The following is a 17,515-nucleotide window of genomic DNA, read 5'->3' on the forward strand; positions in this document are numbered from 1 at the left end:
GTCCGCCCGCCGGGCCGATGTCCCGGGCCGTCACGGAGTGCGGAACCCGCGGAAGGTCACCTGTCGGCGGGTCCGGAACCCGATCCGCTCGTAGAGCGCGATCGCGTCGGCGTTCGACTCGGCCACGTGCAGGAAAGGACGCTCCCGCCGTGCCAGGACGCGCGCGACGAGCGCGCGCACCAGGCGTGCGGCGTGGCCGCGGCCGCGTGCCTCGGGTGCGGTGCAGACGGCGCTGATCTCGGTCCAGCCGGGAGGCCGCAGACGTTCCCCCGCCATCGCCACCAGCACGCCCCTCTCGCGGACGCCGAGGTAGGCGCCGAGTTCGTGCGTGCGCGGACGGAACGGCCCCGGCCGGGTCCGTTCGACGAGGTCGAGCATCTCGGGGACGTCCGCGGGGCCCAGTCCGACCACGCCGGAGCCGGGCTCGGCATCGGGGTGGCCAGGGTGGTCACCGCCGGACCAGATCATCTGACGGCCTTCGAGGGTGAAGACCGGCTCCCAGTCCGGCGGCGGGACGGCCGGGCAACTGAACATGTCGGCGAGCTCTCCCCGGCCGAGCAGCCGGGCCAGATCGTCCCACTCCGCCGCGTCCGCGGCGGCGGGCACGGCGCAGAAGGTCGCGACCGGCGACAGGTAGGCGGCGGCCGCGCCGAACCGGCGGGCGAGGTGTGCGTGGCGCCCCCTGAGCGACTCGCCCACCGGATCGTCGAGGACGGCCGCAACGCGGTGACCTGCCACGGTGCTGCGCCTTTCGTGTCATGGGCCGGATCGGTCGCCCGGCATCGTGCGGAGCGGCGCCGGCCGGTCCGGCCCCGAGCCGGGACAGCCGGGACAGCGATCCGGGGACGGCCGCAGTCTATGGGGGCCGTAGAGGAGCTCTCCCGGTGGCCCCGAACCGGCCTGAAGAGGGGGCCGGGACGCCGTGGCCGCCGCACAAGCCCGTCCTGGGGGTGCGCGGACCGGCGGCGTGCGCTAGCCGGCCCTCTCCCCCACGTCCCGGGCCGTCGTGCGTCCGCGTCCCCAGGCCGCCAGGGGCCCGAGCGCTTCGTTGAGGTGCTCGCCGTCCTCGGTCAGCGAGTACTCGACGCGGGGCGGCACCTCGTCGTAGGAGACGCGGCGCACGACGCCGTCCGCCTCCATCTCGCGCAGGTGGGAGGCGAGCACCTTCTCGGTGATGCCCGGGAGCAGCCGGCGCAGCGCGCCGAAGCGGCGGTGGGGGTGCTCGTGGAGTGCCCAGAGGATCAGCACCTTCCACCTGCCGCCGATCACCTCCATCGCGGTGTCGATCCCGCAGACGTGTCCGTCCGGTGTGCCCGGCCGGTTCAGCGTCGTCATGCCCCACCCCTTCGACGTGCTCGCTCACCCCGGGGTAACCACCCACTCCGAAGTGCGTACTTGATCACTTCCGGGCCTGCTCCCAGCCTAGTCGGCATGGCACAGAACACCGTTGAGAAGACTCCCGTCACCCTGCTGGGCCTCGGCGCGATGGGCGCCGCGCTGGCCCGTACCTGGCTCGCCGCCGGCCACCCGGTCACCGTCTGGAACCGCACCCCGGCCCGCTCCGCGCCGCTCGCCGCCGAGGGGGCGAAGGTCGCGGACGGCGCCGCCGCCGCCGTCGCGGCGAACACGCTCGTCGTCGTCTGTCTGCTGGACGACGCCTCGGTCGAGGAGACGCTGGCCGGCGTCGACCTGGCCGGCCGGGACCTGGTCAACCTGACCACCGGTACCCCGGCCGAGGCCCGGGCCCGCGCCGAGTGGGCCCGTGAGCGCGGCGCCCGCTACCTGGACGGCGGGATCATGGCCGTCCCGCCGATGGTCGGCGTCCCCGAGGCCGGCGGCTACGTCTTCTACAGCGGTTCGCGGGAGCTGTTCGAGCAGCACCGGGAGACGCTGCGCGTACCGCTCGGCACCACCTACGTCGGTGCGGACGCGGGCTTCGCGGCCCTCCACGACGTGGCCCTGCTCAGCGCCATGTACGGGATGTTCGCCGGGGCCGCGCACGCCTTCGCCCTGATCCGCGAGGAGGACATCGACCCCGCGTCGCTCGCCCCGCTGCTCGCCGACTGGCTCGTCGCGATGGCCCCGTCCGTGCACCAGACCGCCGACCGGCTGCGCAGCGGCGACTACACCGAGGGCGTCGTCTCCAACCTCGCCATGCAGGTGGCCGGCACACCGACCTTCCTGAGCACCGCCGAGCAGCAGGGCGTCAGCCCGGAACTGCTCGCCCCGTACTTCGCGCTGATGCGCCGCCGTCTGTCCGAGGGCAGCGGCGAGGAGGACCTGACGGGCGTGATCGACCTCCTCGTGCGCCGGCCGGCGTCCCCCCGCTCCTCGTGAGAACCGGTGTCCGGGTCGGCGGCCGTCGGACGCGGGCGGGGCGACCGCGTCGATCCGCGGCGCGGCCGGGGCACCGCGACAGCCGCCGCCTTCGCCGCTCCGCGCGGTGCCGGGATCGCCGTACGGGCCCGCGCCGCCGCACACGCCGGTCTCCGGCGGCGTGAGCTCGACGCGCTCGCCGTTCACGCGGGGGCGTGTCCGGCCGAGGTGTGCCGTCGTCGGCCGTGGGGCCCGACGACGAGGGCGGGACACGGGTCTTCGTGGCGGGCGCGGTCGGCGCCCGGGCAAAGCGGCCGCGTCCGCGGGCGCCGCACCACGGCGCCCGCGGGCACCGCTCACCCGTCCGCCGGCCGGCCGGCCACGCCGCCCACCGTGAACCCGGTGACCGTGCCGCCGCCCTCCCGCCGGAAGGCGTACGGCGCCCCGCCGTGGGCGAGCGCGACCTCCCGGACGATGGAGAGACCGAGCCCCGACCCCGGCAGGGAACGCGCGTCGGCGGCGCGGTAGAAGCGGTCGAAGACGCGGGTCAGGTCGTCGTCGGCGATGCCGGGGCCGCGGTCGCGCACCTCCACCCGGACCGTGCCCGGACGCGCCGGGCCCGCGACGTGGATCTCGACGGGGGCCCGGCCGTCCCGGTCGAACTTGACCGCGTTCTCCACCAGGTTGGACAGCGCCCGGGTGAGCATCCCGGGCCGCCCGTCGGTCGTGGTGTCGCCGCTCGCGCCCACCACGATCTCGCGTCCGGTGCGGCGCCGGGCGAGTCCCGCGACGTCCTCGGCGATGTCCGCGAGGTCGACCCGCCGCGGCGGCTCGGTGTCCGACTGCCCGGCCGCGAGGTCGACCAACTCGTTGACCAGGTCGGTCAGTTCGCGGGCCTCCTGGGTGAGGTCGGCGACCAGTTCCTCGCGGGTGCCGGGCGGCAGCTCGTCGATGCGGCGCAGCAGGGAGATGTTGGTGCGCAGCGAGGTGAGCGGCGTGCGCAGCTCGTGCCCGGCGTCCTGGACCAGCCGGCGCTGGTCCTCCTCGGACTGGGCGAGCCGGCCCAGCATCCGGTCGAAGGCGCGGCCGAGGCGCCCCACCTCGTCGTAGCCGGCGACGGGCACCTGGATGCCGAGCCGGCGCGTGCGGGCGACGGCCTCGGCGGTGTGGGTGAGGACGACCAGGCGGCGGGTGATGCGCCGGGCCAGCCACCAGCCGAACAGCCCGGCGCCGACCACCACCGCCGCCATCAGGATCAGCGTGCGCCGCTGGAGCGCCCGCAGCAGGTCCTCGGTGTCGCTGAACTCCTGCGCGACCTGCACCGCGCCGCGCTCGCCGCCCAGCGCGACGGTCGCCACCCGGTAGACGTCGTCGCCGACGTCGACGTCCGCGTGCACGACCACCCGTCCCGCGGTCGCGGCGCCCGCGACCCGCCGGTCGGCGCCGACCACCGGTAAACCCGGGTTGCCCGGGTCGACGACGCCGCCGTCCGGCCCGAGCACCTGCACGTCGGTGCGCGCGGGCCGCACCAGGTCGTGGCCGGGCGCGGCGGAGGAGAAGTCGTGCGGCGACATCCGGTTCTCCCGGACCTCGTCCCGCAGGTCCTGCACCACCTCGTCGAACACGGACTGCTGGTCCACCCGCACCAGCCGGGCGGCGGCGTTGTACGACAGGATCCCGACCAGGACGGTGACGGTGGCGGTGACTGCGGCGAACGCCACCGCGAAGGTGGTTCCCAGGGACAGCAGCCGCAGCCGCCTGCGGGAGACCGGCCGCCCGTACGACACTCAGCCCTCCCGCAGCACGTAACCCACTCCGCGCACGGTGTGGATCAGCTGCGGCGCGCCGGGCTCGTCGAGCTTGCGGCGCAGGTAGCCGACGTAGACGGCGAGGTTCTTGGAGCCGGGGCCGAAGTCGTAGCCCCAGATGCGGTCGTAGATGGTGGAGTGGTCCAGGACGATGCCCGCGTGGCGGACCAGCAGCTCCAGCAGCTCGAACTCGGTGCGGGTCAGCTCCAGTTCCCGGCTCCCCCGCCAGGCCCGGCGCGCCTGCGGGTCCATGCGCACTCCGGCCGCCTCCAGGAACCGGCCGGAGGTGTCCGGCTCCGGCTCCGCGACGGGCTCGGGGGCCGGCGCCGCGGGGGCCGCCCGGCGCAGCAGCGCGCGCAGCCGGGCGAAGACCTCCTCGACGTCGAACGGCTTGACGACGTAGTCGTCGGCGCCCGCGTCCAGTCCCGCGATCCGGTCGGCGGTCTCCACCAGCGCGGTCAGCATCAGCACCGGCGTGCGGTCGCCCTCGGCGCGCAGCACCCGGCACACCTGGAGCCCGTCGATGCCGGGCATCATCACGTCGAGGACCAGGACGTCGGGCCGGCCGCGGTGGGCCTGCGCGAGGGCCTCGACGCCGTCGGCGACGGCCGTGACCCGGTAGCCCTCCAGGGTGAGGGCGCGTTCCAGGGCGTTGCGGATGGCGCGGTCGTCTTCGGCGAGCAGAACGGTGTGCGGCACGTGCCCAGTGTGCCAACCGCCGCCGCCCCGCGGCTCCGGCGGACGGCGGCGGGGGCCGCTTCTTACCCGTATCTCACCCGGCGGGCCGCAGCGCCGCCAGCCGCTCCTCGAACGGGGTGACCTCCTCGAAGGAGTCCCGCCGGGGCCGCGGGCGGGCGGTGGCCGCCCCGGCCGTCAGCGCCGCCAGCTCCCCGGCCGCGCGCTCGATACGGCCGTCCAGGCCCTCGGCGCCCCAGTCCTCCGAGGCGGCGTAGACGCCGGTGGGGACGACGACGGCCTTGAGGTGGGAGAAGAGCGGCCGCAGCGCGTGGTCCAGGACCAGCGAGTGGCGGGCGCTGCCGCCGGTCGCGGCGATCAGCACCGGCTTCCCGGCGAGGGCGTCCTCGTCGGTGCCGCTCAGCGCGTCGAAGAACGACTTGAACAGCCCGCTGTACGACGCCGAGAACACCGGGGTGACCGCGATCAGCCCGTCGGCCCCGGCCACCGTGTCGAAGGCCTCGGACAGCGCCCGGCCCGGGAAGCCGTTGGTGAAGGTGTGCGCGATCTCGACGGCGAGGTCGCGCACCTCGATCACCTGGACGTCCGCCGGGGTCCGCGCGGCGGACGCGGCGGCCAGGCGGTCGCCGAGCAGCCGGGTGGAGGACGGGACGCCCAGTCCCGCCGAGACGACGACGAGCTTCATGCCTGTGCACCTTCCTCGGCCTTGGCTCCGGCCGACAGCGAGCCGTGGGTGGGCGCGTCCGGCACCTCGGCCGGGCGGTTCTTGGCGAACTCCGCGCGCAGCACCGGCACGACCTCCTCGCCGAGCAGGTCGAGCTGTTCCAGCACGGTCTTCAGCGGCAGGCCCGCGTGGTCCATCAGGAACAGCTGGCGCTGGTAGTCGCCGGCGTACTCGCGGAACGACAGCGTCTTCTCGACGACCTGCTGCGGGGAGCCCACGGTCAGCGGGGTCTGCGCGGTGAACTCCTCCAGCGACGGCCCGTGCCCGTAGACCGGCGCGACGTCGAAGTAGGGGCGGAACTCGCGCACCGCGTCCTGCGAGTTCCTCCGCATGAACACCTGGCCGCCGAGCCCGACGATCGCCTGCTCGGGGGTGCCGTGCCCGTAGTGGGCGTACCGGGTCCGGTACAGCTCGATCATGCGCTTGGTGTGGTCGGCCGGCCAGAAGATGTTGTTGTGGAAGAAGCCGTCGCCGTAGTACGCGGCCTGTTCGGCGATCTCCGGCGAGCGGATGGAGCCGTGCCAGACGAACGGCGGTACGCCGTCCAGCGGGCGGGGCGTGGAGGTGAAGCCCTGCAGCGGGGTGCGGAACTTCCCCTCCCAGTCGACGACGTCCTCGCGCCACAGGCGGTGCAGGAGGGCGTAGTTCTCGATCGCGAGGTTGATGCCCTGGCGGATGTCCTGCCCGAACCAGGGGTAGACCGGGCCGGTGTTCCCGCGTCCCATCATCAGGTCCACCCGGCCGTCGGCCAGGTGCTGGAGCATCGCGAAGTCCTCGGCGATCTTCACCGGGTCGTTGGTGGTGATCAGGGTGGTGGAGGTGGAGAGGACCAGCCTCTCGGTGCGGGCGGCGATGTAGCCGAGCATGGTGGTCGGCGAGGACGGCACGAACGGCGGGTTGTGGTGCTCGCCGGTCGCGAAGACGTCCAGGCCCACCTCCTCGGCCTTCAGCGCGATGGCGACCATGGCCTTGATCCGCTCGCGCTCGGTCGGCGTACGTCCCGTGGTCGGGTCGGGCGTGACATCCCCGACGCTGAAGATCCCGAACTGCATGGCCGCTCACCCTCCAGGTTGTTTACGCTTCAACTATACCCCTGGAACGACTCCCCGCCCCCTCCTATTCCACCCCCGGCCGGACGCCCGCGGCACCGGCGCCGGCCGCCCCGCACCCCGCCCTCCGCCAGGCGCGCGTGCGCCTTCACCGCGCCGGCCGGCGGACACGTCTCCGCGCCCGGAGCGTGCGCACCCCCTCGTCCGCCGGCCGGGCCCCGTCGGCGGCCGCCCTCACCCCGCGCTCCGTGCCGGCGCCGCCCGCGGGACCGCACCGGCGTACGCGCCCCGTCCCGCACCCACGCCGGCGCCCACCCACCGGGCGCCGCCGCGTCGCGCAAGGCCTCACCCACCGCCTCCGCCGCACCGCCCGTGAAGCGCGCGGCACCGGGGGAGCGCACCGGCTCCCCGTCGTCCCCCCGGACCCGTGACCGCTACGGCGCCGGGGCCGGCCGGTCGTCCGGGGACTCCCCCGACCGCAGCCGGGCCGCCTGCCGCGCGCTGAAGTCCGTCGTACGCCTCATGTGGTCGATGAACAGGGAGAGCTCGGAGTCGTCCAGGTCGTCGAAGAGCGCGAACCAGCCGCCGCCCAGCCGCTCCCACACCCGCCCGAACTCGGCCGCCCGCTCCGGCACCACCGCCACCAGCACCAGCCGCCGGTCCCCCGCGTCCCGCTCCCGCACCGCGTACCCCGCCCGCTCCAGCCGGTCCACCAGCCGCGTCGCCGAGCCGGTCGTCAGCCCCGTCAGCTCCGCGATCCGGCCCGTGGTCACCGGGCCGTCCTCCAGCGTCAGCAGGCTCAGGCACTGCAGATCGGTGGGGTGCAGGCCCAGATGGTCGGCGAGCGCCTGGTTGAACAGGGCGTGGGCCGCCATGTACCGCCGGGACACCACGCCCAGCTCCGCCAGCAGCCCGGCCCGCGTGGTCCCCGGCATGCGCAGCTCCTCTCCGCTCCAGCGGATGTATCCCACCTCCGGCCCGCGACAGGCGCCGCCCATCAGGTGACACACCCGCATGCGGCGCCGCCCCGCCGCCCTGCCGGATACCGGCGGCGCCCGGCCGGTCCTGCGGGGCGTGCGCGAACACCGCGGCCGGACGGGGGCGGCCGGCGGCGTCCTCACCCCGGCGCCCGCGGTTCCGTCGCCGCCCTCCGGCCCGGCGCCCACCCCGGCCGTGGCCCCGCCGCGCACGGCGGGATCGTCGTCGCCGGTCCGCCCCCGCGGGACGTGATCGCCGACGGCCGCCGCCCGGACCACCGGGACGCCACCGGCGCGCCGGCCCGCCCCGCCGGACCGGCCGTGATCACACGGGCGCCGCGCGACGGCCGACGTCCTCGGACCACCGCCTCCGGCAGCGCCCCCCGCCGGTCCACGGCCCCGCGCGCCCCACCCGTGATCCGCCTCCCGCCCCGGAGGGCCACCCGTCCCCCCGCCCCGCCGGGCCCCCGGCCTATGCTGGCCGCGCAGGTCCCGACCGCGAGCCAGCACGCCCGAGGAGCAGCCCATGGCCACCGCCGTACCGCCCGCCGCGTCCCGCATCGCCGTCGTCACGGGTGCGAGCAGCGGGATCGGCGCCGCCACGGCCCGCCGGCTCGCCGAGGCCGGCTACCGCGTCGTCCTCACCGCCCGCCGCAAGGACCGCATCGAAGCCCTCGCCGAGGAGATCACCGCGGCCGGCCACGCGGCGACGGCCTACCCGCTGGACGTCACCGACCGCGCCGCCGTCGACGAGTTCGCCACCGCCTTCAAGACCGTCGGCGTCCTCGTCAACAACGCCGGCGGCGCGCTCGGCGCCGACCCGGTCGCCACCGGCGACCCGGACCAGTGGCGCACGATGTACGAGACGAACGTCCTCGGCACCCTCCACCTCACCCAGGCCCTGCTGCCCAAGCTGGACGCGAGCGGCGACGGCACGGTCGTCGTCGTCTCCTCCACCGCCGGCCACGCCACCTACGAGGGCGGCGCGGGCTACGTCGCCGCCAAGCACGGCGCGCACGTCCTCGCCGAGACCCTGCGCCTGGAGATCGTCGGCCGTCCGGTGCGCGTGATCGAGATCGCGCCCGGCATGGTCAGGACCGACGAGTTCGCCCTCACCCGCTTCGGCGGCGACGCGGAGAAGGCCGCCAAGGTCTACCAGGGCGTCGCCGAACCCCTCACGGCGGACGACGTGGCCGACACCATCACCTGGGCGGTCACCCGCCCGCCCCACGTCAACATCGACCTGATGATCGTCCGGCCCCGCGCCCAGGCCTCCAACACCAAGGTCCACCGGGAGCCCTGATGCCCGACAGCGAACAGCGCCGGCTGGCCCTGGAGAAGAAGCGCGAGCGTTACGTCTGGTACTACCTCGGCTACTTCCTCTTCGGCATCCACATCGTCGCCTTCGTGATGATCTACGCGGTGACGCACGCGAAGTAGCGGCCCCCGCAGGGCTCCGCCCTCCTCGCCGCCTCCTCGCGTCAGCCCTTCACGCAGACGACCTGCTTCAGCTTCGCGACGACCTCCACGAGGTCCCGCTGCTGGTCGATGACCTGCTCGATCGGCTTGTACGCGCCCGGGATCTCGTCCACGACGCCGGAGTCCTTGCGGCACTCCACGCCCCGTGTCTGCTCCTCCAGGTCCTTCGTCGAGAAGCGCCGCTTCGCCGCGTTGCGGCTCATCCGCCGACCGGCGCCGTGCGACGCCGAGTTGAAGGAATCGGCGTTGCCGAGGCCCTTGACGATGTACGAACCCGTGCCCATGGAGCCCGGGATGATCCCGTACTCGCCGGACCCCGCGCGGATGGCGCCCTTCCGGGTCACCAGCAGGTCCATGCCGTCGTAGCGCTCCTCGGCCACGTAGTTGTGGTGCGCGCTGATCTCCGGCTCGAAGGCGGGCCGGGCCTTCTTGAACTCCTTGCGGACCACGTCCTTCAGGAGCGCCATCATGATCGAGCGGTTGTACTTCGCGTACTCCTGCGCCCAGAACAGGTCGTTGCGGTACGCCGCCATCTGCGGGGTGTCCGCGACGAAGACGGCGAGGTCGCGGTCGACCAGGCCCTGGTTGTGCGGGAGCTTCTGAGCGATGCCGATGTGGTGCTCGGCCAGTTCCTTGCCGATGTTGCGGGAACCGGAGTGCAGCATCAGCCAGACGGAACCGGCCGTATCCGTGCATATTTCGACGAAATGATTGCCGGATCCGAGCGTTCCCATCTGCTTCGTGGCACGTTCCTGACGGAACTTGACCGCATCCGCCACCCCGCCGAACCGTCCCCAGAAGTCGTCCCAGCCGCCGGTCGCGAAGGCGTGGAAGCGGGACGGGTCGACCGGGGCGTCGTGCATGCCCCGCCCGACCGGGATCGCCTGCTCGATCCTCGACCGCAGCCGCGACAGATCGCCGGGCAGGTCGTTCGCCGTCAGGGACGTCCGCACCGCCGACATGCCGCAGCCGATGTCGACGCCCACCGCCGCCGGGCACACCGCGCCCCGCATCGCGATCACCGACCCGACCGTCGCGCCCTTGCCGTAGTGCACGTCCGGCATCACGGCCAGGCCCTTGATCCACGGCAGGGTGGCGACGTTCCGCAGCTGCTGGAGGGCGCCCTCCTCCACCGTCGCCGGATCCGTCCACATCCGGATCGGCACCTGCGCGCCCGGCAGTTTCACGTACGACATAACGTCCTCGTCCCCCAGAAAACCAACAGAAGTCCCGAATCGCAAAACCGGCGCCAAGGTCGGTGAAAAGGGATGACGGACCGGCGTCCACGGCAGTGCGTGCGATACACATTGTCTGCCGGGGACGCCCCCGTGCGGCAAGCGATTAACCAGCGGGGACACTGGGGAGACCCGGCGGGCGGCAGCCCGCACCCGCCGTCGAGAGGAGCCCGACCGTGCAGCGGAAGGCGTACGTACCCGGCGTCGCCGCGCTCCTGGCGGCCGTCCTGGCCGGCTGCACCGGCAGCCCGGACGACGGTGGCCAGGCGGACAACTCCAACCCGGGAAGCGCCGGTACGGCCACCCAGGCCGCCCAGCCCGGCAAGTACGCCACGCTCCCCGAGCCCTGCGGCGTGGTCGAGGACGCGACGCTCGACCAACTCCTGCCCGGCATCGGGGAGATGACCGACGAGGCGCAGCGCGAGAAGGCGTACGCGGGCGAGGCCACCCTCACGTACGACACCGACCGCAAGGTGGGCTGCCGTTGGAAGGTGGAGTCGGCGGCGGCGACCGACCACCTGCTGGTCGACTTCGAACGGGTCGTCTCCTACGACAACGCCGTCAGCGACGACGCCCAGGCCGGGGAGCTCTTCGCGACCAAGCAGGAGGCGGCGCGGCTCCCGGAGCCGACGGTGACGACCACGGAGACCGGCACCCCGTCCACGGACCCTTCCACGGAGCCGAGTTCGTCCCCCTCGTCCGGGTCGCCCGCCGCCTCGCCGTCCGCCGCCCCCTCCGACCTCCGGCCCCGCCTCCTGGAGGACCTGGGCGACGAGGCGTTCCTCGACGACGAGCTGAGCGACTCCGGTTCGATCGCCGAGCAGCGCACGGTGACTGTGGCGTTCCGCACGTCCAACGTGATCGTGACCGTCGAGTACGCGGAGCAGCCGATGACCGTCGGCACCGTCCCGGACAGCAAGGAACTGCAGGACAGGGCACGGAAACTCGCCTCCGAGCTGGCCGATTCACTGGGCGGCTGAGCCCGGTTCACGGTCCTTCCGCCCCTGCGCGCGAAGCAGGCGGAGGAGGACCGCACGGGTGACTCACCGCGTACCGTGACCCCTCGGACCCCGTCCCGACCGCAGGGAACACGAGCGTCATGAGTGAAGGAACCATGCAGCGACGAGCACAGCGAGAGCAGCCCGAGCGAGCGAAGCGCCTTACCCGCGTTCTTGTCTGCGCGACAGCCGTCCCCGTGCTGCTGGCCGCCGCCGGCTGCTCCTCGGACTCCGGCTCCGGCGAGGGCGGGGGCGGGGGCAAGGGCGCCTCCGCCCCCGCCTCCGCCTCGCCGTCCGCGAGCCCGTCCCCGACGGTGCGGGCGGCGGCGTACCAGAAGCTTCCGGAGCCGTGCACGGTGCTGTCCGAGAAGACCCTGGACGACCTGGCGCCGAAGGCGAAGACGGGCAAGGAGGGCTCCTCGGACGACGTCTCCACTCGGGGCAGCTGTTCCTGGAGCAGTCTGGACAACAACGGTGTGAAGGGTTCGCAGTTCCGCTGGCTGAACGTGTCGCTGCTGCGCTTCGACTCGAACGCCACCCGCGGTCCGGGCGACAAGCTCGCCCAGGACTACTACGACAAGCAGGTGCGGGACGCCCAGTCGGCCGAGGGCGCGAAGAACACCGCGTCGGAGCCGGTCACCGGGACCGGTGACGAGGCGACCGCGGTGCGCTACGACCTGAAGAAGGAGGAAGGCGCCTTCAAGCAGCAGACGGTCGTGGCGCGCGTCGAGAACGTGGTCGTCACCGTCGACTACAACGGCGCGGGTCTCGCCGGTGACAAGACGCCGGACGCCGACGACCTGATGAAGGACGCGCAGAAGGCGGCGAAGGAGGCGGTGGCCTCGGTGACGGAGGCGAACGGCACGGGCGCCGGATCGTCCCCGTCGGCCTCGAAGTCCCCTTCCGCGTCCGCCTCGGAGTCCGCCTCGAAGGCGTCGAGCAAGGGCTGACGCGACCCTGAACCGGAACCGGCCGCCCGTCCTCCGCACACATGTGCCACTCTGTTGCGCGCAACAACACGCACTGGGAGGGGAGTACGGGTGGCCGCGCCACTGCAGCTGACACGGATGCACCGGGTTCTCATCGGCGTGGTCGTCTTCGGTGCCGTGATCATCGCCGGAATCGGCTTCGCGGGTTCGTACGCGGCCGTCCGTGAGCTCGCCCTGCAGAAGGGGTTCGGGAACTTCAGCTACGTCTTCCCGATCGGCATCGACGCCGGCATCTGCGTCCTGCTGGCCCTGGACCTGCTGCTGACCTGGATCCGCATCCCGTTCCCGCTGCTGCGGCAGACGGCGTGGCTGCTGACGGCGGCGACGATCGCGTTCAACGGCGCGGCGGCGTGGCCCGATCCGCTGGGCGTGGGCATGCACGGCGTGATCCCGATCCTGTTCGTGGTCTCGGTGGAGGCCGCCCGGCACGCGGTCGGCCGGATCGCCGACATCACCGCCGACAAGCACATGGAGGGCGTCCGGCTCACCCGCTGGATGCTGTCGCCGGTGCCGACGTTCCTGCTGTGGCGCCGGATGAAGCTGTGGGAGCTGCGCTCCTACGAGCAGGTGATCAAGCTGGAGCAGGAGCGCCTGGTCTACCAGGCCCGCCTGCGCTCCCGCTTCGGCCGCGCCTGGCGCCGCAAGGCCCCGGTCGAGTCCCTGATGCCGCTGCGCCTCGCCAAGTACGGCGTCCCCCTGGCCGACACGGCCCCGGCGGGCCTGGCGGCGGCGGGCATAGAGCCGGCGCTGATACCCCCGGCGCCCGAGACGGCCGAGGTCAGCCGCGCCGACGCGGTCGCGGGCAGTCGTGCCGACGCCGTCGCGGGCAGTCGTGCCGCCGGGGCGGCGCCGGTGGGCGCGGCGCCGCACGGCGAGCAGCGCCTGGAACTCGAGGGCAACCCCGATCCCGAGCCGCCGAAGGACACCGCGGAGGACACCGCCGGCAATCCCTGGCTGCACGCCCGCGACCCGCAGACCGTCGAGTACCAGGGCGGCTACGACCCCACCTACGACCCCGACGAGGAGTACGCCCGCTGGTACGCGGAGCAGCAGCAGGCCGAGCAGTACCAGGACCAGTACCAGGAGGAGCCGCCCCTCCAGGAGCCCTCTCCGGAGGAGACCGGGAGCTTCCCCATCCCGGTGGTCCCCGGTCGCACCCGCGAGCTGGGCGAAGGCGGCGGCACCCCCGCCTCCGTCCCGGACGAGGAGGCGTACTACCAGGTGTTCCGCCAGTCGATAGACGGCAGCTACCCCACCCCCCGCGTCCTCGGTGACAACATCCAGACGACCTACGGCACGACGCTGAACCCGAGCGAGCTGAAGGCCCTCGCCGAACGCTTCCAGGCGCGCCACACGGCGGAACTGGAAGAGGACCACATCGCCTAGTCGGCCGGTCGGTGCGCACGCGCACACGGCGACAGGGGGCGCCCGGCCGGCACCGGGCGCCCCCTGTCGTCGTACCGCCGTCTACTCCCCGAGCAGCGACCGCACCCGTTCCTGGCCCACGGCCAGCAGCAGCGTGGGCAGGCGCGGCCCCGTGTCCCGCCCGACCAGCAGGTGGTACAGCAGCGCGAAGAACGACCGCTGGGCGGTCTTGATCTCCGCCGGCAGTTCCTTGGGCGTGGCGTCGGCGGAGAAGCCCGCCTGGACCTTGGGCACGCCGTAGACGAGGTGGGTGAGCCCGTCCAGCGACCAGTTGCCGGCGAGTCCGTCGAGCAGCAGCCGCAGCGACTGCCGACCCCGCTCGTCGAGCGACTTCAGCAGCTCGGCGTCGGGTTCGGCGCGGACGATGGTGCGCTGGTCGGCGGGGACGTGGGTGTTGATCCACGCCTCGGCCTTGTCGTAGCGCGGCCGGGCCTCGTCCAGGGAGCCCAGCGGGTCCGACGGGTCCAGCTCGCTGAGGATCCGCAGCGCCTGGTCCTCGTGGCCGGCGGTGATGTCGGCCACCGAGGCGAGCGTGCGGTACGGCAGCGGCCTGGACGTCCTCGGCAGCTCACCGCTCGCCGTGCGCACCGCGCGGGAGTGCGCGGCGGCGTCGGCGGGCAGGACGGAACCGTCGGCGACCTTGGCGTCGAGGCGGTCCCACTCGTCGTAGAGGCGCTGGATCTCCTGGTCGAAGGCGATCTTGAAGGACTGGTTCGGCCTGCGCCGGGCGTACAGCCAGCGCAGCAGCTGCGGCTCCATGATCTGCAGCGCGTCGGCCGGGGTCGGCACGCCGCCCTTCGACGAGGACATCTTCGCCATGCCGCTGATGCCGACGAACGCGTACATCGGCCCGATCGGCTGCTCGCCGCCGAAGATCCCGACGATCTGCCCGCCGACCTGGAACGACGACCCGGGGGACGAGTGGTCGACACCGCTCGGCTCGAAGATCACGCCTTCGTACGCCCACCGCATGGGCCAGTCGACCTTCCAGACCAGCTTGCCGCGGTTGAACTCGTTCAGCCGGACGGTCTCCGAGAAGCCGCACGCCGTGCAGGCGTAGGTCAGCTCGGTGGAGTCGTCGTCGTACGCGGTGACCGTCGTCAGGTCCTTCTCGCAGTTGCCGCAGTACGGCTTGTACGGGAAATACCCGGCGGCCCCCGAGCTGCCGTCGTCCTCGGCGGCGGCGCCGGAGCCCTCGGCGGCCTCCAGCTCGGCCTCGTCGACCGGCTTCTGCTGCTGCTTCTTCGCCGGGGCCTTCTTGGTGCGGTACTGCGCGAGGATCGCGTCGATGTCGGCGCGGTGCCTCATCGCGTGCAGGATCTGCTCGCGGTAGACGCCGGAGGTGTACTGCTCGGTCTGGCTGATCCCGTCGAACTCCACGCCCAGCTCGGCCAGCGACTCGACCATGGCGGCCTTGAAGTGCTCGGCCCAGTTCGGGTGCGCGGAGCCCTTGGGCGCCGGGACGGAGGTCAGCGGCTTGCCGATGTGCTCGGACCACGACTCGTCGACGCCGGGGATCCCGGCCGGGACCTTGCGGTACCGGTCGTAGTCGTCCCAGGAGATCAGGTGGCGGACCCGGTGGCCGCGGCGGCGGATCTCGTCGGCGACAAGGTGGGGGGTCATGACCTCGCGGAGGTTCCCGAGGTGGATCGGGCCGGAGGGGGAGAGACCGGACGCGACGACCACAGGTTTGCCCGGGGCCCGACGCTCCGACTCCTCGATGACGTCGTCCGCGAAACGGGAGACCCAGTCGGTGGTCTCGGTGCTCTGAGCCACGATCGGCACGTCCTTCTTTCTGCTCGGGCAGCCGGTACGGTCGCACGGCTGACCACTCCATTCTCCCAGCAACGACGGCAACGACGAAAACGCCTTCTCACCGGCTCGCCCGGGCGCGGACCGTGCCGGTGCGCGGCTTTGCCGCGCGGGCGCGGCCGGCCCCGCCGGCCCGCGGCGAGAAAACCGCTTCACCCCCCGTGGGATACTGACCGTGTCTATCCGAACCCACGAGGAGAACGGCACCCACCCCTATGGCCTCGGTCACATCGCTCACCGATCTCGTCAACCGGCAGCTCACGTCCGCCCTCTCGGCCACCCAGCCGGAGGCGGATCCGCTGCTGCGACGTAGCGACCGGGCGGACTTCCAGGCCAACGGCATCCTCGCGCTGGCCAAAAAGGCGAAGGCGAACCCGCGGGAGCTGGCGGCCGAGGTCGTCTCGCGCATCACGACCGGTGACCTGATCAAGGACGTCGAGGTCTCCGGCCCCGGCTTCCTCAACATCACCGTCGCCGACCGGGCGATCACCGAGAACCTCGCCGCGCGGCTCGCGGACGGCGAGCGCCTCGGCGTGCCGCTGAACGAGGACGCGGGCGTCACGGTCGTCGACTACGCCCAGCCGAACGTGGCGAAGGAGATGCACGTCGGTCACCTGCGGTCCGCGGTCATCGGCGACGCCCTGCGCGCCATGCTCGACTTCACCGGCGAGAGGACGATCGGCCGGCACCACATCGGTGACTGGGGCACCCAGTTCGGCATGCTCATCCAGTACCTGTTCGAGCACCCCGGCGAGCTGGCCCCCGCGGCCGACGTCGACGGCGAGCAGGCCATGAGCAACCTGAACCGCGTGTACAAGGCGTCGCGTGCGCTCTTCGACGCGGACGAGGAGTTCAAGGAGCGGGCCCGCAAGCGGGTCGTCGCCCTCCAGTCCGGTGACCGGGAGACGCTCGAGCTGTGGCAGCAGTTCGTGGACGAGTCGAAGGTCTACTTCTACTCCGTCTTCGAGAAGCTCGACATGGAGATCCGCGACGAGGAGATCGTCGGCGAGTCCGCGTACAACGAGGGCATGCCCGAGACCGCCCGTCTCCTGGAGGAGATGGGCGTCGCGGAGCGTTCCGAGGGCGCGCTCGTGGTGTTCTTCGACGACATCCGCGGCAAGGACGACCAGCGGGTCCCGCTGATCGTGCAGAAGGCCGACGGCGGCTTCGGCTACGCGGCCTCCGACCTGACGGCGATCCGCGACCGCGTCCTGAACCTGCACGCGACCACGCTGCTGTACGTCGTCGACGTGCGCCAGTCGCTGCACTTCCGGATGGTCTTCGAGACGGCCCGCCGGGCCGGCTGGCTGAACGACGACGTCACCGCGCACAACATGGGCTACGGCACGGTGCTCGGCGCGGACGGCAAGCCGTTCAAGACGCGTGAGGGCGAGACCGTGCGCCTCGAGGACCTGCTGGACGAGGCGGTGCAGCGGGCCGCGGAGGTCGTCCGGGAGAAGGCGCGGGACCTCACCGAGGACGAGATCGGGGAGCGGGCCGCGCAGGTCGGCATCGGGGCCGTGAAGTACGCGGACCTGTCGACGTCGCCGAACCGCGACTACAAGTTCGACCTGGACCAGATGGTCTCGCTCAACGGCGACACCAGCGTGTACCTCCAGTACGCCTACGCCCGTATCCAGTCCATCCTCCGCAAGGCCGGCGAGGTCCGTCCGGCCGCTCACCCGGAGCTGGACCTGCACGAGGCGGAGCGCGCGCTGGGCCTGCACCTGGACGCGTTCGGGGACACGGTCTTCGAGGCGGCCGCGGAGTACGCCCCGCACAAGCTGGCGGCGTACCTGTACCAGTTGGCGTCGCTGTACACCTCGTTCTACGACAAGTGCCCGGTGCTGAAGGCCGATTCGACGGAGCAGGTGGAGAACCGCCTCTTCCTCTGCGACCTCACGGCCCGCACGCTCCACCGGGGGATGGCCCTGCTGGGCATCAGGACGCCCGAGCGGCTCTGACGCCTCCGCCGGTGAACAACGGCGCCGCGGCCCGTCCTCCCCG

At 72.9% G+C, this 17,515-nt stretch carries 16 protein-coding genes; 7 read left to right on the forward strand and 9 right to left on the reverse strand.

Annotated features, from left to right (window positions below; all coding sequences use genetic code 11):
* Positions 1 to 30 precede the first annotated feature (30 nt).
* Together ADK41_RS03160 and ADK41_RS03165 are read right to left on the reverse strand one after the other, a co-directional pair.
* Complete coding sequence (locus ADK41_RS03160; RefSeq protein WP_030823041.1) at positions 31 to 738, reverse strand: GNAT family N-acetyltransferase; 708 nt, start codon at positions 736 to 738, stop codon at positions 31 to 33.
* A 234-nt stretch (positions 739 to 972) separates the two neighbouring features.
* Positions 973 to 1,335 carry a winged helix-turn-helix transcriptional regulator gene (locus tag ADK41_RS03165; RefSeq protein WP_030823038.1) on the reverse strand — a complete coding sequence of 121 codons (363 nt, stop codon included), beginning with the start codon at positions 1,333 to 1,335 and terminating at the stop codon, positions 973 to 975.
* A gap of 96 nt (positions 1,336 to 1,431) precedes the next feature.
* On the opposite strand from ADK41_RS03165, the gene ADK41_RS03170 reads away from it, so the two are divergent.
* Positions 1,432 to 2,337, forward strand: a complete 906-nt coding sequence (locus ADK41_RS03170) for an NAD(P)-dependent oxidoreductase (RefSeq protein WP_030823035.1) — start codon at positions 1,432 to 1,434, stop codon at positions 2,335 to 2,337.
* A 335-nt stretch (positions 2,338 to 2,672) separates the two neighbouring features.
* Here ADK41_RS03170 and ADK41_RS03175 read toward each other — a convergent pair whose 3' ends face one another.
* From ADK41_RS03175 to ADK41_RS03195, 5 genes are all read right to left on the reverse strand, one after another.
* Entirely contained in the window at positions 2,673 to 4,103 is a 1,431-nt protein-coding gene (locus tag ADK41_RS03175; RefSeq protein WP_030823032.1) for a HAMP domain-containing sensor histidine kinase, read from the reverse strand.
* The gene (locus ADK41_RS03180; protein ID WP_030823029.1) at positions 4,104 to 4,823 is read right to left on the reverse strand and encodes a response regulator transcription factor; all 720 of its coding nucleotides are present in this window, start codon (positions 4,821 to 4,823) and stop codon (positions 4,104 to 4,106) included.
* 73 nt (positions 4,824 to 4,896) lie between these two features.
* The gene (locus tag ADK41_RS03185) at positions 4,897 to 5,505 is read right to left on the reverse strand and encodes an FMN reductase (RefSeq protein ID WP_030823026.1); all 609 of its coding nucleotides are present in this window, start codon (positions 5,503 to 5,505) and stop codon (positions 4,897 to 4,899) included.
* Positions 5,502 to 6,596: an LLM class flavin-dependent oxidoreductase gene (locus tag ADK41_RS03190; RefSeq protein WP_030823023.1), complete on the reverse strand. Its 1,095-nt coding sequence runs from the start codon at positions 6,594 to 6,596 to the stop codon at positions 5,502 to 5,504. Before ADK41_RS03190 ends, ADK41_RS03185 begins: the two co-directional genes overlap by 4 nt.
* 431 nt (positions 6,597 to 7,027) lie before the next feature.
* A complete protein-coding gene (locus tag ADK41_RS03195; protein WP_030823021.1) occupies positions 7,028 to 7,528 on the reverse strand; it encodes a MarR family winged helix-turn-helix transcriptional regulator in 501 nt (166 codons plus the stop codon).
* 568 nt (positions 7,529 to 8,096) lie between these two features.
* Here ADK41_RS03195 and ADK41_RS03200 point away from each other — a divergent pair.
* Both ADK41_RS03200 and ADK41_RS44170 read left to right on the forward strand, forming a co-directional pair.
* Positions 8,097 to 8,873, forward strand: a complete 777-nt coding sequence (locus tag ADK41_RS03200) for an SDR family NAD(P)-dependent oxidoreductase (RefSeq protein WP_030823018.1) — start codon at positions 8,097 to 8,099, stop codon at positions 8,871 to 8,873.
* Positions 8,777 to 9,010, forward strand: a complete 234-nt coding sequence (locus ADK41_RS44170) for a hypothetical protein (protein ID WP_051843065.1) — start codon at positions 8,777 to 8,779, stop codon at positions 9,008 to 9,010. The genes ADK41_RS03200 and ADK41_RS44170 overlap by 97 nt, the downstream gene beginning before the upstream one ends.
* 41 nt (positions 9,011 to 9,051) lie before the next feature.
* Here the strand turns inward: ADK41_RS44170 and ADK41_RS03210 are convergent, their stop codons facing one another.
* Positions 9,052 to 10,245: an RtcB family protein gene (locus ADK41_RS03210; protein ID WP_030823016.1), complete on the reverse strand. Its 1,194-nt coding sequence runs from the start codon at positions 10,243 to 10,245 to the stop codon at positions 9,052 to 9,054.
* Positions 10,246 to 10,460: 215 nt separating this feature from the next.
* Here ADK41_RS03210 and ADK41_RS03215 point away from each other — a divergent pair, with 215 nt between their 5' ends.
* From ADK41_RS03215 to ADK41_RS03225, 3 genes are all read left to right on the forward strand, one after another.
* The gene (locus tag ADK41_RS03215; protein ID WP_030823013.1) at positions 10,461 to 11,264 is read left to right on the forward strand and encodes a hypothetical protein; all 804 of its coding nucleotides are present in this window, start codon (positions 10,461 to 10,463) and stop codon (positions 11,262 to 11,264) included.
* A gap of 134 nt (positions 11,265 to 11,398) precedes the next feature.
* Positions 11,399 to 12,232 carry a DUF3558 family protein gene (locus ADK41_RS03220; protein ID WP_063756490.1) on the forward strand — a complete coding sequence of 278 codons (834 nt, stop codon included), beginning with the start codon at positions 11,399 to 11,401 and terminating at the stop codon, positions 12,230 to 12,232.
* 90 nt (positions 12,233 to 12,322) lie between these two features.
* Positions 12,323 to 13,657 carry a DUF2637 domain-containing protein gene (locus tag ADK41_RS03225; RefSeq protein ID WP_030823007.1) on the forward strand — a complete coding sequence of 445 codons (1,335 nt, stop codon included), beginning with the start codon at positions 12,323 to 12,325 and terminating at the stop codon, positions 13,655 to 13,657.
* 81 nt (positions 13,658 to 13,738) lie between these two features.
* On the opposite strand, the gene lysS is transcribed toward ADK41_RS03225, so the two are convergent.
* Positions 13,739 to 15,481: a lysine--tRNA ligase gene (gene lysS, locus ADK41_RS03230; RefSeq protein ID WP_030823004.1), complete on the reverse strand. Its 1,743-nt coding sequence runs from the start codon at positions 15,479 to 15,481 to the stop codon at positions 13,739 to 13,741.
* A gap of 242 nt (positions 15,482 to 15,723) precedes the next feature.
* Here lysS and argS point away from each other — a divergent pair, with 242 nt between their 5' ends.
* The gene (argS, locus tag ADK41_RS03235; protein WP_030823002.1) at positions 15,724 to 17,472 is read left to right on the forward strand and encodes an arginine--tRNA ligase; all 1,749 of its coding nucleotides are present in this window, start codon (positions 15,724 to 15,726) and stop codon (positions 17,470 to 17,472) included.
* Positions 17,473 to 17,515 lie beyond the last annotated feature (43 nt).

This window comes from Streptomyces caelestis (genome assembly GCF_001279005.1).
GTDB lineage: Bacteria > Actinomycetota > Actinomycetes > Streptomycetales > Streptomycetaceae > Streptomyces > Streptomyces heliomycini.

Coding starts and splice junctions, on each gene's coding strand:
- ADK41_RS03190 (WP_030823023.1), bottom strand. CDS start 6,596: ATGCAGTTCGGGATCTTCAGCGTCGGGGATGTCACGCCCGACCCGACC.
- ADK41_RS03210 (WP_030823016.1), bottom strand. CDS start 10,245: ATGTCGTACGTGAAACTGCCGGGCGCGCAGGTGCCGATCCGGATGTGG.
- ADK41_RS03185 (WP_030823026.1), bottom strand. CDS start 5,505: ATGAAGCTCGTCGTCGTCTCGGCGGGACTGGGCGTCCCGTCCTCCACC.
- ADK41_RS03165 (WP_030823038.1), bottom strand. CDS start 1,335: ATGACGACGCTGAACCGGCCGGGCACACCGGACGGACACGTCTGCGGG.
- ADK41_RS03170 (WP_030823035.1), top strand. CDS start 1,432: ATGGCACAGAACACCGTTGAGAAGACTCCCGTCACCCTGCTGGGCCTC.
- argS (WP_030823002.1), top strand. CDS start 15,724: ATGGCCTCGGTCACATCGCTCACCGATCTCGTCAACCGGCAGCTCACG.
- ADK41_RS03220 (WP_063756490.1), top strand. CDS start 11,399: ATGCAGCGACGAGCACAGCGAGAGCAGCCCGAGCGAGCGAAGCGCCTT.
- ADK41_RS03195 (WP_030823021.1), bottom strand. CDS start 7,528: ATGCCGGGGACCACGCGGGCCGGGCTGCTGGCGGAGCTGGGCGTGGTG.
- ADK41_RS03200 (WP_030823018.1), top strand. CDS start 8,097: ATGGCCACCGCCGTACCGCCCGCCGCGTCCCGCATCGCCGTCGTCACG.